This is a genomic window from Aureimonas sp. Leaf324 (assembly GCF_001423245.1).
Lineage (GTDB): Bacteria > Pseudomonadota > Alphaproteobacteria > Rhizobiales > Rhizobiaceae > Aureimonas.
Genome location: NZ_LMOH01000028.1, coordinates 192,312 through 206,725 on the forward strand (window position 1 = coordinate 192,312; position 14,414 = coordinate 206,725).

15 protein-coding genes are annotated in these 14,414 nt (G+C 69.2%); 8 read left to right on the top strand and 7 right to left on the bottom strand.

Features of this window, described 5'->3' with window-relative positions; all coding sequences use genetic code 11:
• Positions 1-48 precede the first annotated feature (48 nt).
• The 5 genes from ftsY to ASF65_RS18985 all read right to left on the bottom strand — a co-directional run bounded on the left by ftsY (position 49) and on the right by ASF65_RS18985 (position 4,748).
• Positions 49-1,323, bottom strand: a complete 1,275-nt coding sequence (gene ftsY, locus ASF65_RS18965; protein WP_348271183.1) for a signal recognition particle-docking protein FtsY — start codon at positions 1,321-1,323, stop codon at positions 49-51.
• Positions 1,324-1,433: 110 nt separating this feature from the next.
• On the bottom strand, positions 1,434-1,715 hold the full coding sequence (locus ASF65_RS21580) for a hypothetical protein (protein WP_055892824.1): 282 nt from the start codon (positions 1,713-1,715) through the stop codon (positions 1,434-1,436).
• 23 nt (positions 1,716-1,738) lie between these two features.
• Positions 1,739-2,971, bottom strand: a complete 1,233-nt coding sequence (gene mtaB, locus ASF65_RS18975) for a tRNA (N(6)-L-threonylcarbamoyladenosine(37)-C(2))-methylthiotransferase MtaB (RefSeq protein WP_244486841.1) — start codon at positions 2,969-2,971, stop codon at positions 1,739-1,741.
• 56 nt (positions 2,972-3,027) lie between these two features.
• Complete coding sequence (dapF, locus tag ASF65_RS18980; RefSeq protein ID WP_055892829.1) at positions 3,028-3,921, bottom strand: diaminopimelate epimerase; 894 nt, start codon at positions 3,919-3,921, stop codon at positions 3,028-3,030.
• 62 nt (positions 3,922-3,983) lie between these two features.
• A complete protein-coding gene (locus ASF65_RS18985; RefSeq protein ID WP_055892833.1) occupies positions 3,984-4,748 on the bottom strand; it encodes a sulfite exporter TauE/SafE family protein in 765 nt (254 codons plus the stop codon).
• Positions 4,749-4,948: 200 nt separating this feature from the next.
• Here ASF65_RS18985 and rplS point away from each other — a divergent pair, with 200 nt between their 5' ends.
• The 3 genes from rplS (at position 4,949) to leuC (ending at position 8,276) form a co-directional block, all read left to right on the top strand.
• Positions 4,949-5,407 carry a 50S ribosomal protein L19 gene (gene rplS, locus ASF65_RS18990; RefSeq protein ID WP_055892835.1) on the top strand — a complete coding sequence of 153 codons (459 nt, stop codon included), beginning with the start codon at positions 4,949-4,951 and terminating at the stop codon, positions 5,405-5,407.
• A gap of 108 nt (positions 5,408-5,515) precedes the next feature.
• Positions 5,516-6,568 (top strand): bile acid:sodium symporter family protein, encoded by a 1,053-nt coding sequence (locus tag ASF65_RS18995; RefSeq protein ID WP_055892838.1) that lies wholly within the window; start codon positions 5,516-5,518, stop codon positions 6,566-6,568.
• A 292-nt stretch (positions 6,569-6,860) separates the two neighbouring features.
• Positions 6,861-8,276, top strand: coding sequence for a 3-isopropylmalate dehydratase large subunit (gene leuC, locus ASF65_RS19000; RefSeq protein ID WP_055892840.1), 1,416 nt, complete (start codon positions 6,861-6,863; stop codon positions 8,274-8,276).
• 45 nt (positions 8,277-8,321) lie between these two features.
• Here leuC and ASF65_RS19005 read toward each other — a convergent pair whose 3' ends face one another.
• Positions 8,322-9,518 carry a GGDEF domain-containing protein gene (locus ASF65_RS19005; RefSeq protein ID WP_055892843.1) on the bottom strand — a complete coding sequence of 399 codons (1,197 nt, stop codon included), beginning with the start codon at positions 9,516-9,518 and terminating at the stop codon, positions 8,322-8,324.
• Positions 9,519-9,700: 182 nt separating this feature from the next.
• On the opposite strand from ASF65_RS19005, the gene ASF65_RS19010 reads away from it, so the two are divergent.
• Positions 9,701-10,171 carry a GNAT family N-acetyltransferase gene (locus ASF65_RS19010; protein WP_055892846.1) on the top strand — a complete coding sequence of 157 codons (471 nt, stop codon included), beginning with the start codon at positions 9,701-9,703 and terminating at the stop codon, positions 10,169-10,171.
• A 39-nt stretch (positions 10,172-10,210) separates the two neighbouring features.
• On the opposite strand, the gene ASF65_RS22320 is transcribed toward ASF65_RS19010, so the two are convergent.
• Positions 10,211-10,336 (bottom strand): hypothetical protein, encoded by a 126-nt coding sequence (locus tag ASF65_RS22320; RefSeq protein ID WP_280137650.1) that lies wholly within the window; start codon positions 10,334-10,336, stop codon positions 10,211-10,213.
• A gap of 10 nt (positions 10,337-10,346) precedes the next feature.
• On the opposite strand from ASF65_RS22320, the gene sdhC reads away from it, so the two are divergent.
• The 4 genes from sdhC to ASF65_RS19030 all read left to right on the top strand — a co-directional run bounded on the left by sdhC (position 10,347) and on the right by ASF65_RS19030 (position 14,302).
• Positions 10,347-10,736 (top strand): succinate dehydrogenase, cytochrome b556 subunit, encoded by a 390-nt coding sequence (sdhC, locus tag ASF65_RS19015; protein ID WP_055892848.1) that lies wholly within the window; start codon positions 10,347-10,349, stop codon positions 10,734-10,736.
• A 14-nt stretch (positions 10,737-10,750) separates the two neighbouring features.
• Complete coding sequence (sdhD, locus tag ASF65_RS19020; protein WP_055892851.1) at positions 10,751-11,128, top strand: succinate dehydrogenase, hydrophobic membrane anchor protein; 378 nt, start codon at positions 10,751-10,753, stop codon at positions 11,126-11,128.
• A gap of 5 nt (positions 11,129-11,133) precedes the next feature.
• Positions 11,134-12,969, top strand: a complete 1,836-nt coding sequence (gene sdhA / locus ASF65_RS19025; protein ID WP_055892854.1) for a succinate dehydrogenase flavoprotein subunit — start codon at positions 11,134-11,136, stop codon at positions 12,967-12,969.
• Positions 12,970-13,147: 178 nt separating this feature from the next.
• Complete coding sequence (locus ASF65_RS19030) at positions 13,148-14,302, top strand: phosphatase domain-containing protein (RefSeq protein ID WP_055892857.1); 1,155 nt, start codon at positions 13,148-13,150, stop codon at positions 14,300-14,302.
• Positions 14,303-14,414 lie beyond the last annotated feature (112 nt).

Below are 14,414 nucleotides of genomic sequence, written 5' to 3' on the forward strand. Positions count from 1 at the left end.
TCGTTCCTTTCCCGGATGGAGCGGTGTCCCGCGCCATCGCGGCTGATTTCAGGCGCTGCCGGCGCGGCCCGCGATGGCTTCGGCGAAGTCGCGCGCCTTGAAGGGCTCGAGGTCGTCGATGCCCTCGCCGACGCCGACGAAGAACACCGGCAGCTTGTGCTTGGCGGCGATCGCCACGAGGATGCCGCCGCGCGCCGTGCCGTCGAGCTTCGTCATCACGAGACCGTTGACGCCTGCGACGTTGCGGAAGATCTCGACCTGGTTGAGCGCGTTCTGGCCGGTGGTGGCGTCCAGCGTCTGGAGCACAGTGTGGGGCGCGTCCGGCTCGCGCTTCTGGAGGACGCGCACGATCTTGGCGAGCTCGTCCATCAGTTCGGCCCTGTTCTGGAGGCGGCCGGCGGTGTCGATGATAAGGACGTCGGAATCGTTGCGCACGGCCTCGTCATAGGCCTCGAAGGCGAGGCCCGCCGCATCCGCGCCGATCGACTTGGCGACGACGACGGAATTGGTGCGCTCGCCCCAGATCTTCAGCTGCTCGACGGCGGCGGCGCGGAACGTGTCGCCGGCGGCGAGCGTCACCTTGAGGCCGCCGCGCACGAGCTTGGCCGTCAGCTTGCCGATGGTCGTGGTCTTGCCGGTGCCGTTGACGCCGACGACGAGGATCACGTGCGGCTTGACCGACAGGTCGAGCTCGAGCGGCTTCGCCACCGGATCCAGCGCCTTCGCCACCTCGTCTGCGAGGATGGCGCGCACGGCATCGCCCGAGATTTCCTTGCCGAAGCGCCCGTCCGACAGGCGGTCGGTGATGCGCATCGCGGTCTCGACGCCGAGATCGGCCTGGATCAGGACATCCTCGAACTCCTGCAGCGTCTCCTCGTCGAGGCGCCGCTTGGTGAAGAGCGCGGTGATCTGGCCGGAGAGCTGGTTGGAGGAGCGCGCGAGCCCCTCGCGCAGGCGCTGGAAGAAGGGCCTTCTCGGCTCAGCCGCGAGGACCGCGTCGGCGCGCGCCTCGCGAAGGCTCCAGCCTTCCCCCTCGGTGCCGACGCGGCCGGGGATCGGCGCGCGGGCGCTCTCCGGCTCCGGCGGGAGCGGGGCGTCGAGCCAGGCGAACTCGTCGTGGTCGGGCTCGCGCGCGTCATCGACCGGCGTCGCTTCGATCGGGGCGTCGTGGACGGCGGCCGCGTCGATGCCGCCGTCGCCCTCGACCAGCGCGGCTTCGGCGGGGGCGAGCGCACTCTCCGGCTCGACCGCCCGGTCGTCGGCCGGCTCGTCCACCGGCTCGTCGAGCCAGGAGAAGTCGCCTTCGGCTTCCTTCTCCGGCACCAGCGGCTCGTCGAGGAAGGCGGTGTCGTCGTCGCTCTGCGGCTCCTCGGCCGGGGCGACCGCGACCGGCGCGAGCGCGACGGGAACCGGCGTCGCCGCCGGTTCGGCCTCTAGTTCAGAGTTTTTTTTTCAGCCGGGACGGCCGAGCCGTCGGGATCCTTGGGGCGGAGCGGGGTGATGCCGCCGCCGGCCGGCTCGTCGGCCGCCGCGCCCGCTTCCGAATCGACGTCGGCCGAGGCCATCGCCGGCTGGTGGATTTCCGGCACGGTGGAGTCGGGACGCGCGGCCGTCGTATCCTGCGCGCGCGGCAGGCCGCCGGATTCGGGAATGCGCTCCTCCTCCTTCGCCCCGAAGGAGAAGATGCGGCGGAAGAAGCCCTTTTGCTCGGCCATGCGATGCGATCCGATCGGTCTGGTCAGGCTGCGGCGCGCGCGGCCGGGAGAGGGGTGGCGACAAGGCGTTCGCCCGTTTCGCCTTGAATGATAGCGTCGACGATCTCGCCGGGGAGCCCGGCGTCGATCTGGCAGAGCGTGAAGTCCTCGGTGCGGCCCAGCCCATCGCGCTCCACGAGGACCGATCGGCGCTGCCCGACGGCGCGCTGCAGGTGGGCGCGATAGGCCGCGTCGCCCAGCGCCCGCAGGCGGGCGGCGCGCGCCTTGATCACGGGTTTGGGCAGCTGCGGCATGCGCGCGGCCGGCGTTCCCTCGCGCGGGCTGAACGGAAAGACGTGGAGATGCGTCAGCCCGCAATCGGCGACGAGCCGCAGCGAGTTCTCGAACATCGCCTCGGTCTCGGTCGGAAAGCCGGCGATGATGTCGGCGCCGAAGACGATGTCGGGGCGCTTTTGCCGCAGCTCGGCGCAGAAGCGGATGGAATCGTCGCGCAGGTGGCGGCGTTTCATCCGCTTCAGGATCATGTCGTCGCCGGCCTGCAGCGACAGGTGGAGATGCGGCATGACGCGGCGGTCGCCGCCGATCGCCTCGACCAGCGCCTCGTCGGCCTCGACGCTGTCGATCGACGAGAGGCGCAGGCGTCGCAGGTCCGGCACGTGGCGCAGGATGGACTGGACGAGGGTCCCGAGGCGCGGGCTCCCCGGCAGGTCGGCGCCCCAGCTCGTCATGTCGACGCCGGACAGGACGACTTCCGCGTAGCCGTTGCCGACCAGCCGCTTGACCTGCTCCACCGCCGCGCCCATCGGCACGGAGCGCGAGTTGCCGCGGCCGTAGGGAATGATGCAGAAGGTGCAGCGGTGGTCGCAGCCGTTCTGCACCTGAACGATCGCGCGGGCCCGGCCCTCGATTGCATCCACCATGTGGCCGGCGGTCTCGCGCACGCTCATGATGTCGTTGACGCGGATCTTCTCGGCCGCGGCGACGCCGAAGTCGGGCAGTGCGCGGTAGCTGGCCGCCGAGAGCTTCTCCTCGTTGCCGATCACCGCGTCGACCTCGGTCATGTCGGCAAAGCGCGCGCCTTCGGTCTGCGCGGCGCAGCCGGTGACGACGATGCGCGCGTCCGGATGGTCGCGGCGGGCGCGGCGCACGGCCTGGCGCGCCTGCCGCACGGCCTCGGCCGTCACCGCGCAGGTGTTGACGAGGATCGCCTTGCGCCCGTCGGACCCGAGGCCCGCCTCGCCGGCCTCGCGCTTCATCACCTCCGCCTCGTAGGTGTTAAGGCGACAGCCGAAGGAGATGACCTCGACGCCGCTCACGCGTGGGCCTCCGCGGGGGCTTCGTCGCGGCGATAAGCGCCGGTCGCGGGATCGAGCGTGCCCGACCATTCCCATTCGGCGGGGCCGGTCATCAGGACGTGGTCGTCGCCGCGCCACTCGATCAGGAGTTCGCCCCCGGCCGGCACGGTGACGGCGACGATGCGCCCGGTCCGCCCGGTACGCGCGGCCGACACCGCCGCCGCGCAGGCGGCCGACCCGCACGCCTTGGTCAGCCCCGCGCCGCGCTCCCAGGTGCGAAGGTCCAGCGCCTTGCGTGAGGTCACGCGGGCGATCGAAATGTTGGCACGGTCGGGGAAGAGAGGGTGGTTCTCGAGGATCGGGCCGAAGCGGTCGAGCGCATAGGACCAGACGTCGTCCGCGACCCAGAAGATCGCGTGCGGATTGCCCATCGAGGCGACGGAGGGCGAGTGGAGGACCGGCGCGTCGATCGGGCCGATCTGGAGCTCGATCGCGCGGGTGTCGGCGAACTCTTCCGACAGCGGAATGTCGCGCCAGTCGAAGCGGGGACGCCCCATGTCGACCGTCAGCAACCCGTCCTCGCGCTCGAAGGCTTCGAGAAGCCCGGCCCGCGTCTCGAACACGAAGTCGTGCACGCCCGTCTCGGCGGCGAGCGCCTGCACGACGCAGCGCGTGCCGTTGCCGCAGGCGCCGGCCTCCGAGCCGTCGGCATTGATGATCCGGACATAGGCGAAGGTGCCGGGCGTCACCGGATCGTGGATCGCCATGATCTGATCGAAATGCGTCTCGTCCCGCCCGGCGAGCGCGCGCGCGGCCTCCGGCTCGATGCGCGCCGCCGTGCCGCGCAGGTCCGCGACGAGGATCTCGTTGCCGAGCCCGTTCATGCGGGCAAAGGGGATCGGATGCGTCATGGTCGCAAGTCGGGTCGAGGGGTAGGGTTCGCGGCCTATATGGCAAGAACCGTGCGGCATTGCTACCCGGCCGCGTTGCGCCAGAAATAGTAGACGGCAAGCCCGAGGCCGACGGCGATCACCACCGCGCGCACATAGGGCTGGGGCACGCGCTTGGCGGTCCAGACACCGGCATAGCCGCCGAGCGCGACGCCCGGGATCATCACCATGGCCTCGGGCCAGGCGACGACCCCGCCCGACACGAAGACCACGATGGCGACGACCGCGATCACGGTGGCGAGCATGTTCTTCAGGGCGTTGAGCTTGTGGTAGTCGCCGCCCTGCGTGAGGCCGAGCGTCGCCAGCATCATGATGCCCATGCCGGCGCCGAAGAAGCCGCCGTAGATCGCGGTCAGGAACTGCACCACCGGTCCGGCGAGCCCCTTGCCGCGTCCGGCCTCCTCGGCATGGCGCGCCTTCGGCTTCAGCCACGGTCCGGCGGCGAAGAGCGCGGTCGCGGCGAGGAGCAGCCAGGGCACCATCGACTGGAACTGCGGATTGTCGAGCGACAGGAGGATCAGCGCCCCGACGCCGGACCCGAGCACCGAGGCGAGCGCCAGCATCAGCGCGCCGCGCCACATCCGCCGGATGTCGCTCCAGTAGGCGAGCGTCGAGGTGACGTAGCCGGGGAACTGGACGATCGACGAGGTGGCGTTGGCCGAGATCGGTGAGATGCCGCCGAGCGTCATCGCGCCGAAAGTCAGGAACGTGCCGCCGCCGGCGACCGCGTTGATCGCGCCGGCCAGAAAGCCCGAAACAAAGAGCGACAGGGCATAGACGAGCGTCATGAGGCGGCCTCGAACGGCGGGAACGCCCGTTCCCATAGGCGAACCGCGCTCGCGCGCAAGGGCAGGGACGCGCGAAAGCCGCCGCCCCTCGACAAGGAGCGCCTGCGCGTGTAAGAGCGCCACGCTTTCCTCAGAATAACTTGACCGTGTTTCACGGCCATGACCGGCTCGATCCGGCATGAAACGAACCGAGGCAGACCATGAACATCATCGCCGAACTGGAGGCCGCAGAGGCCGCCCGCATCGCCGCCATCCGCACCCTTCCGGCCTTCTCGCCGGGCGACACGCTGCGCGTCAACGTCCGCGTGACGGAAGGCACCCGCACCCGCGTGCAGGCCTACGAGGGCGTCTGCATCGCCCGTTCGGGTGCTGGCATCCAGGAGAACTTCACGGTTCGCAAGATCTCCTACGGCGAAGGCGTCGAGCGCGTGTTCCCGATGTACTCGCCGTCGCTGGAGTCGGTCGAGGTGGTCCGCCGCGGTCGCGTGCGCCGCGCCAAGCTCTACTACCTGCGCGATCGTCGCGGTAAGTCGGCCCGTATCGTCGAGGCGACCAACGTGCGCGCCCGCAAGCTCAACGACGACGCCCGTTCGGTGGCCGCCAACGAGCGCGCCGCCAAGGAAGCCGCCAAGACCGCTGCCAAGGAAGCCGCCGAGTAAGCTTCGGCGATTCGTCGCTTTCGAGACTGGCAAAGGGCGGCCTCGTGCCGCCCTTTCGCGTTTCCGGCCCTCACGATGCGAGGCGCCGGGCCAAAGGATGAACCCATCATGAGCCTTCGCTCCCGTCTTCGCGCCATCCCGGTCGACCGGTTCCTGCTTCTCCTGATCGCGACCGTCGCGCTCGCTGCCGTCCTGCCGGCACGGGGCCAAGTGGCCGAGGCCTTCGACTGGATCACCTACGGGGCGATCGCGCTCCTGTTCTTCCTCTACGGCGCGCGCCTGTCGCCGCAGGCGGTGTGGGCGGGCCTCCTGCACTGGCGGCTGCAGGGCCTCGTGTTCCTGTCGACCTTCGCGCTGTTCCCGCTGGTCGGGCTTCTGGTCTACCCAATGGCCGGTCAGATCCTGCCGGCAGAACTCGCGCTCGGGCTCCTTTACCTCACGCTCCTGCCGTCCACCGTGCAGTCCTCGATCGCCTTCACCTCGATCGCGGGCGGCAACGTGCCGGCGGCGCTGACCAGCGCGTCGGTGTCCAACATGCTCGGCGTCGTCGTGACGCCGCTCCTGGTGCTGCTTCTGGCCAGCGGATCGGGCGGGGCGATCTCGTTCGATGCGATCGAGAAGATCGCGCTGCAGATCCTCGCGCCCTTCGTCGCGGGGCAGGTCGTGCGGCCGCTGATCGGCGCCTGGCTCGCCCGCCACAAGCCGGTGACGACCGTCGTCGACCGCGGCTCGATCCTCCTCGTCGTCTACGCCGCCTTTTCGGAAGGCGTCGTCGCGGGCGTCTGGACGAGCCTCGACTGGCAGGACCTCGCGGTCGTCGTCCTCCTCGACATCGCGATCCTCGCCTTCGTCCTGTCGGTGACGACGCTTCTCGCCCGCAAGCTGCGCTTCTCGCGCGAGGACGAGATCGCGATCGTCTTCTGCGGCTCGAAGAAGAGCATGGCGACCGGCATTCCGATGGCGGGCATCCTGTTCGCGGGTCATGCGATGGCGTTGGTGGTGCTGCCGCTGATGCTGTTCCACCAGATCCAGCTCTTCGCCTGCGCCGCGCTGGCCCAGCGCTATGCCCGCCGCACGTCCGGTCCGGTGCCGAGCGTGACGGAGGCGGCTGCGGCGGAGCGCCGGAGCGTCGAGGATGCGGTCGCCACGACCAACCCTTGAGACGGTGAGCGGCGGCGCGCAGCGGGCCATTGCGCGGCTGCGCGTGCGGGCGTATTTTGGAACGATGCGAAGACGCGCGCGATACAATGGCCGCCTGCCGACCACGCTGGGGTTCTCCCCGGTGGAGGATCGTGCGCGCATGCCCGGCCGCTTCTTCTATCGGCAGATCTCGGCCGTCCACCTAGCGGCCTGAGCCGCCGCGACGGCGCGGCCCGCATGCCCCCAACGTTCCCGTGATGTCCGGCACGGCGGCCCCACGGCCGTCCGGCCCCACCGAAGACGCGAAGAGCCGATGAGCGACCAACCGAAGCCCCGCACCCTCTACGACAAGATCTGGGACGACCACGTCGTCTCGACCGGCGAGGGGGGCGAAAGCCTCCTCTACATCGACCGCCACCTCGTCCACGAGGTGACGAGCCCGCAGGCATTCGAGGGCCTGCGGGCGGCCGGCCGAAAGGTCCGCCATCCCACGCGCACGCTCGCCGTCGTCGACCACAACGTGCCGACCTACGACCGGCGCGGCGGCATCCACAACGAGGAAAGCCGCATCCAGGTCGAGACGCTGGCCAAGAACGCGGCCGAGTTCGGCGTCGAGTACTTCAACGAGGTCGACGAGCGACAGGGCATCGTCCACATCATCGGGCCGGAGCAGGGCTTCACCCTGCCGGGCATGACGATCGTGTGCGGCGACAGCCACACCTCGACCCACGGCGCCTTCGGGGCGCTCGCCCACGGCATCGGCACCTCGGAGGTCGAGCACGTGCTGGCCACCCAGACGCTGATCCAGCAGAAGGCCAAGAACATGCTCGTCCAGGTGGACGGGCAGCTTCCGCCGGGCGTCACCGCCAAGGACATCATCCTCGCCATCATCGGCGAGATCGGCACGGCGGGCGGCACCGGCTACGTCATCGAGTTCGCCGGCGAGGCGATCCGCGCCCTGTCGATGGAAGGGCGCATGACGATCTGCAACATGACGATCGAGGGCGGCGCACGCGCCGGCCTGATCGCGCCGGACGAGACGACCTTCGCCTATATCAAGGACAAGCCGCGCGCACCGAAGGGCGCGGCCTTCGAGCAGGCCGTCGCCTACTGGCGCACGCTGCACACGGACGAGGGCGCCCATTTCGACAAGGTCGTGCGTCTCGACGCCGGCAACCTGCCGCCGATCGTCTCCTGGGGCTCCTCGCCCGAAGACGTCGTGTCGGTGACGGGCACCGTGCCCGATCCCGACGCCATCGACGACGAGAACAAGCGCGAGACCAAGAAGCGGGCGCTCGACTACATGGGCCTCACGCCGGGAACGCCGATGACGGACCTCACCGTCGACCGCGTCTTCATCGGCTCCTGCACCAACGGGCGCATCGAGGACCTGCGCGCCGTCGCCAAAGTCGTGGAGGGCCGTAAGGTGGCCGACACCGTCTCGGCGATGATCGTGCCGGGCTCGGGTCTGGTCAAGCTGCAGGCCGAGGCCGAGGGGCTCGATGCGATCTTCAAGGCCGCGGGCTTCGACTGGCGCGAGCCGGGCTGCTCGATGTGCCTCGGCATGAACGAGGACCGCCTCAAGCCCTACGAGCGCTGCGCCTCGACCTCGAACCGCAACTTCGAGGGGCGGCAGGGCTTCAAGGGCCGCACGCATCTCGTCTCGCCCGCGATGGCTGCCGCGGCCGCGATCGCCGGCCGTTTCGTCGACATCCGCGAGTGGCGCTGAGGCGTTGAGAGCGCCCGGACGGCTTCGGCCGAACCGGGCGCCGGTCTAACCGGCGAAGATGGTGCCGGCGGCAAGGGACTGCGTCGCCGCCGGGGTCGATGCCGGGTCCTCGATGTCGATCACCACCGTGTCGCGCCCTTCGGCCTTCGCGCTGTAGAGCAGGTGGTCGGCCCGATCGATCGCGTCGAACAGCGTTTCGTCGCGACCGAACGCCACCACGCCGAAGCTCGCCGTCACCGACAGGTCGGTGAGCGGCGCCGGCCAGCGGATCTGCCGCGCCGAGATGCGCACGGTCTCGGCAAGTTCCAGCGCGGACGTGCGGTCACGGCCCGCCACTACGATCGCGAACTCCTCGCCGCCGATGCGCGCCACCAGCCCGTCCGCGCCCGCAAGGCCGCTGCAGAGCGCCGCATAGCCGCACAGGACGGCGTCGCCCGCCTCGTGGCCGTAGCGGTCGTTGATCAGTTTGAAATGGTCGAGATCGCTGAGGACGAGCGTGAGGGCGGCATCCGGCCAGTTGCGTCGACGCATCGCCTCGACGCCCTGTTCCAGGCCGCGCCGGTTCAGCGCCCCGGTCAGCGCGTCGGCGGTCGATTCCTCGCGCAGGCGCCCGATCACGTCGAACACCGTCGTCAGGATCACGCTCAGCGCCAGAAGGATGCCCGTCGCCGCGCCGTTCAGCTGGAACACGAAGCCCCAGGGCGATTCGCGCCAGTTGGATACGCCGAGATCCTCCGGCGAGGCGTAGAGAAGAAGGACGTTCTGCAGGCCGAGACTCATCGTGATCGTGCCGCACAAGCCGACGAGGAGCGGCCGCAGCGTGCCCGGATCGCGCCGCATCTCGATCGCCGAAAGGAGCATGAGGGCCGCACAGGCCGTCTGCACCGAAAAGACCTCGTGCAGCACCGACCCGTCGAGGAAGGCGAGACTGCCCGCGGCACCCGCGCTGCCGGCCCCGACGACGAGGGCGAGCCATGTCCAGCGCGGGCGGCGCCCGGCGCGCGCGGCGAAGGCGGCGTTGGCGATCGCCAGCGCGATCAGGAACAGCGTGTCCTCGAATGTTGGCTTGAGGACGCTGCCGGGCGCCGTCGGCAGGACGGTGAGGGCGAAGCCGAGGGCCGCGACAAGGAACGCCGCGCTCCACCACCGAAGGCTGGAATGGAGGCGCGACAGCAGGAGGAAGCAGAGCGCGAAGGCGCAGAAGAGGAACGGCAGGGACCAGGCGAGAATATCGGCGCGCATTCCTCCTCCCTGTCCTTCGCATGACGCAACGTTGCCTGCGCCATGATTTGACGCCGCCTGTTGCGGCCCCATGAAAATCACTAGCCGCAGCGGCAGCCAGGCGCAATCGGCCTTCCCGGCTTCGGCCATCGATCCGCCGGCCGCGACTTGACGCTCACGCGCTTCCGCCGCACACCAGCGCCATGAGCCAGAGCGAAAGCGTCCCCGACATCGAGATCGGCCTCCTGCGCCTGAAGGATGCGCGCGAACTCGCGCCGCTTCTGGCCGCCTACAATCAGGCCATGTTCCGCGGCGCGCCGGGCGCGCCAGACACGTTCTATGCCGAGCAACTGCTGCAGGACCGGACCGGCGAGATGCTGGGCGCCCGGCTGGACGGCGAACTCGTCGGGTTCCTCCAGTTCTACGACCTGCCGGACCTGTGGACGGGCATGCGCGCGGGGCTCGCCGACCACGTCTTCGTCGACCAGCGGCACCGCCGCAAGGGCATTGCCAAGGCGATGGTCGACGTTCTGGCCGAGGAAGCCGATTCGCGCGGCTGGTCGCGCCTCGTGCTCCATGCGCCGCGCCATGGCGGATCGGGGCGCCACCTCTACGAGAAGGTGGCCGAGCCCGCCGACTGGTCGAGCTACGTCCTGCGCTTCCTCGACCGCTGACGACCGGCGGTCGCCGCCCGCCTGCGACGCAAGCGACATTCAATCGGTTTGGGCGTGAATGCGACCGATCGCGGCTTGATTTCGCAGCCGCACAGGTTCTTTAGAAGCAATCCAGCCGCGTTCGGGCGCCATGCCCGGCGTTCCATGCCAGCCGCGATCGCCCATGGAGTGATCCTTGTCCGACATCAAATCCGCCCGGCCGCTGTCGCCGCATCTCACGGTCTACCGGTTCCGGCCGACCATGGCCATGTCGATCCTGCACCGCATCACCGGCGGCGCGCTCTATGTCGGCACGGCGCTCGTGGTCTGGTGGCTGATCGCGGCGGCCAGCGGGCCGGACGCGTTTTCCTATGCGTCCGCCTTCTTCGGATCGATCATCGGCCGGCTGATCCTCTTCGGCTACAGCTGGGTGCTCCTGCACCACATGGCCGGCGGCATCCGCCACCTCGTCTGGGACACGGGCGCGGGCCTCGGCCGCGAACAGTCCACCAAGTTCGCCATCGCCACGCTGGTCGCCTCGCTCGTCGGCACGGTGCTCCTGTGGCTGGTCGTCGTCATCCTGTGAAGGAAGGGTCCGTCATGGACATGAGAACTCCCCTGAAGCGGGTCCGGGGCTACGGCGCGGCCGGCGAGGGCACCGGGCATTTCTGGATGCAGCGGCTGACCGCCGTCGCCAACCTCTTCCTGATCTCGTTCTTCGTCGTGCTCCTGATCGCGCTGCACGACGAACCCTATGAAGGCGTGCGCGCGGCCTTCGCCAACCCGCTGGTCGGGCTGGTGATGGGGCTTGTCGTCATCTCCGTGTGCGTCCACATGCGTCTCGGCATGCAGACCATTATCGAGGACTACATCCACGGCGGCGCGAAGGTTGCCCTCGTCATCCTCAACACCTTCTTCGCCGTCCTCGTCGCCTCGGCGAGCCTTTTCGCGATCGTCAAGATGAGCTTCGGAGCCTGAACACCATGGCGACAGCCCAGCCCCATCGCAGCGCGCCGGCCCAGAACGGCAAGGCCTACACATTCATCGACCACACGTTCGACGTCGTGGTCGTCGGCGCCGGCGGCGCGGGCCTTCGCGCCACGCTCGGCGCGGCCCAGGCCGGCCTGAAGACCGCCTGCATCACCAAGGTCTTCCCGACCCGCTCGCACACCGTGGCGGCGCAAGGCGGCGTGGCCGCCTCGCTTGGCAACATGGGCGAGGACAACTGGCGCTGGCACATGTACGACACCGTGAAGGGGTCGGACTGGCTGGGCGACCAGGACGCCATCGAGTACCTCGTGCGCGAGGCCCCCAAGGCCGTGTACGAGCTCGAGCACTTCGGCGTGCCCTTCTCGCGCACCACCGACGGCAAGATCTACCAGCGCCCGTTCGGGGGCATGACCACCGATTTTGGCAACGGCCCGCCGGCGCAGCGCACCTGCGCCGCCGCCGATCGCACCGGCCACGCCATCCTGCACACGCTCTACGGCCAGAGCCTGCGCTACTCGTCCGAGTTCTTCATCGAGTATTTTGCGATCGACCTCATCATGGACGAGGAAGGCGCCTGCCGCGGCGTCGTCGCCATCAACATGGACGACGGTTCGATCCATCGCTTCCGCTCCAAGAAGGTGATCCTGGCGACCGGCGGCTATGGCCGCGCCTACTTCTCGGCCACCTCCGCCCACACCTGCACTGGCGACGGCAACGCCATGGTGCTGCGCGCTGGCCTGCCGCTGCAGGACATGGAGTTCGTGCAGTTCCACCCGACCGGCATCTACGGCGCGGGCTGCCTGATCACGGAAGGGGCGCGCGGCGAGGGCGGCTACCTCACCAACTCGGAAGGCGAGCGCTTCATGGAGCGTTACGCGCCGTCCGCGAAGGATCTCGCCTCCCGCGACGTCGTCTCGCGCTCCATGACCATGGAGATCCGCGACGGCCGGGGCGTTGGCAAGAACAAGGACCACATTTTCCTTCACCTCGACCATTTGGACCCGAAGATCCTGCACGAGCGCCTGCCGGGCATCTCCGAGTCGGCCCGCATCTTCGCGGGCGTCGACGTGACCAAGGAGCCCATCCCGGTCCTGCCGACCGTCCACTACAACATGGGCGGCATCCCGACGAACTATCACGGCGAGGTGCTGACCAAGCGCGACGGCAACCCGGACTCGGTCGTGCCGGGCTTGATGGCCGTCGGCGAGGCGGCCTGCGTGTCGGTGCACGGGGCCAACCGCCTCGGCTCCAACTCGCTGATCGATCTCGTGGTGTTCGGCCGCGCGGCGGGCCTGCGCTGCGCCGAGACCGTCTCGGCCGGCGAGGGCCACGCCCCGCTGCCCGCGAACGCCGGCGACAACTCGCTCGCCCGCCTCGACCGCTTCCGCTACGCCAAGGGCTCGACCTCCACGGCCGAGCTTCGCGACAACATGCAGCGCACGATGCAGTCGAACTGCGCCGTGTTCCGCACGGGCGAAATCCTCGAGGAAGGCCACGAGAAGATCCATCAGGTCTGGAAGGCGTCCGACGACGTTCGCGTCACCGACCGCTCGCTGATCTGGAACACGGACCTCATCGAGACCCTGGAATACGACAACCTGATCGCCCAGGCCGTCGTGACCATGGACTCGGCCCGCGCCCGCCAGGAATCGCGCGGCGCCCATGCACGCGAGGACTTCCCCGACCGCGACGACGTCAACTGGATGAAGCACACGCTGAGCTTCTGCGACACGGTCGCCAAGACCGTGACGCTGGAGGACCGGCCAGTGCACACCTACACGATGTCGAACGAGATCGAGTACATTCAGCCGAAGAAGCGCGTGTACTGAAGGCGCGGGGGCCAATCGTCCCCAGTTTCTCGAATCAAGGGGTCGCTGCTTCGCGCTGCGACCCCTTTTTCTTGAGGAGAGCCACCTACGAGAATTCGTCGGTGGTCCTGCCTCCGCGTGGTACCGCCGCTTCCCGCCGCACCCGCGCTTTGCTATCGCGGGTGGCATGAGATCGGACATGTTGCGCGGGTTTGGCCGGCACATCCTTCGCCAAAGCCGGGTCCTGCGCTTCAGGATCAAGCGTGCGGTCGGACTGACGGATCGGCCGACGCTGGTCGTCTACCCCGGGCGCGTGGCGCGCGGGCGGCTGCACATCCTCGGGCGCGTCCTGGAGGATGAGGGCGTTTTCGACGCCGCCCATTCCAATTCCACGCTGCGCAACCTCTGGCTGACCTTCAAGCGCTACGAGACCGACGAGATCGGGGCTGCCCGGGTGCGATACGAGGGGCCGGTGGGCTCGGGCGAGCTCGTCAGCGACAGCGAGGGCTATGTCCGGCTCGACATCGACGCCACCCATCTCGGCGAAGGCACTGCGCCTTGGACGCCGATCCGTTTCCATCTCGAAACGGCGAAGGGCTACGATTTCGAGCCCGTCGATGCCGAGGGGAGGGCCCGCGTCGTCTCGCCCGCCGCCCGCTTCGGCATCATCTCCGACATCGACGACACGATCATCCACACCGGCGCCTTCAAGATGCTGCGCCACTGGCGCATCGTCACCGCCAATTCGCCGGAAGCCCGCACCGCCTTTCCCGGCGTCTCGGAATTCTACCGCGCCCTCTGTGACGGCGTGGCGGGACCGCAGACCAACCCGGTCTTCTACGTCTCGTCGAGCCCCTGGAACCTGTCGGACATCTTCGAGCGCTTCATGGCGCAGAAGAACATTCCGGCCGGCCCGATGCTCCTGCGCTCCCTGTCCGACGACGCCCTCGGCTGGCTGCTGCGGCGCCATCGCAGCCACAAGGACCGGGCGATCGACGACCTGATGGCGGACTATCCGGGTCTCGACTTCGTCCTGATCGGCGACAGCGGCCAGAAGGACGCGACCGTCTATGCCGCGGCGGTCGAGCGGCATCCGGGGCGGGTTCTGGCGGTGCACATCCATGACGTGCGGCCGGAGGGCACGGTCTCGACCGAGGTCGAGCGCGAGCTGAAGCGCATCGAGGCGGCGGGCGTTCCGACGACGCTCGGGCGGACGCTGGAACAGGCGAGCGCGCACGCCGAGGCCGCCGGCCTGGTGGTGGCCGGCACGCAGGCCGCCGTGATGGCCGAGATCGCCGAGGAGGCCGGCAAGCCAACGCGCTTCGGCCCGTTCCCGGTGATCGTGCAGCCGTGAGCGGAGATACCGCGGGGGCCACGAAGACGGGCGCCGACATACAAACGGTTTAAGCCCGGGGGCGACACCGTGGCGTGTTGCACTGCCCGCGCATTCGTGTTTAGCCCCATTC

What these genes read in the sequence shown, in the direction of transcription:
- ASF65_RS22320 (WP_280137650.1), bottom strand. Translation starts at nt 10,336, where the DNA reads ATGGGCGATCGCGGCTGGCATGGAACGCCGGGCATGGCGCCCGAACGC.
- ASF65_RS18985 (WP_055892833.1), bottom strand. Translation starts at nt 4,748, where the DNA reads ATGACGCTCGTCTATGCCCTGTCGCTCTTTGTTTCGGGCTTTCTGGCC.
- dapF (WP_055892829.1), bottom strand. Translation starts at nt 3,921, where the DNA reads ATGACGCATCCGATCCCCTTTGCCCGCATGAACGGGCTCGGCAACGAG.
- mtaB (WP_244486841.1), bottom strand. Translation starts at nt 2,971, where the DNA reads ATGAAGCGCGAGGCCGGCGAGGCGGGCCTCGGGTCCGACGGGCGCAAG.
- rplS (WP_055892835.1), top strand. Translation starts at nt 4,949, where the DNA reads ATGAACATCATCGCCGAACTGGAGGCCGCAGAGGCCGCCCGCATCGCC.
- ASF65_RS19010 (WP_055892846.1), top strand. Translation starts at nt 9,701, where the DNA reads ATGAGCCAGAGCGAAAGCGTCCCCGACATCGAGATCGGCCTCCTGCGC.
- ASF65_RS21580 (WP_055892824.1), bottom strand. Translation starts at nt 1,715, where the DNA reads ATGGCCGAGCAAAAGGGCTTCTTCCGCCGCATCTTCTCCTTCGGGGCG.
- sdhA (WP_055892854.1), top strand. Translation starts at nt 11,134, where the DNA reads ATGGCGACAGCCCAGCCCCATCGCAGCGCGCCGGCCCAGAACGGCAAG.
- ASF65_RS19005 (WP_055892843.1), bottom strand. Translation starts at nt 9,518, where the DNA reads ATGCGCGCCGATATTCTCGCCTGGTCCCTGCCGTTCCTCTTCTGCGCC.
- ASF65_RS18995 (WP_055892838.1), top strand. Translation starts at nt 5,516, where the DNA reads ATGAGCCTTCGCTCCCGTCTTCGCGCCATCCCGGTCGACCGGTTCCTG.
- ASF65_RS19030 (WP_055892857.1), top strand. Translation starts at nt 13,148, where the DNA reads ATGTTGCGCGGGTTTGGCCGGCACATCCTTCGCCAAAGCCGGGTCCTG.
- leuC (WP_055892840.1), top strand. Translation starts at nt 6,861, where the DNA reads ATGAGCGACCAACCGAAGCCCCGCACCCTCTACGACAAGATCTGGGAC.
- sdhD (WP_055892851.1), top strand. Translation starts at nt 10,751, where the DNA reads ATGGACATGAGAACTCCCCTGAAGCGGGTCCGGGGCTACGGCGCGGCC.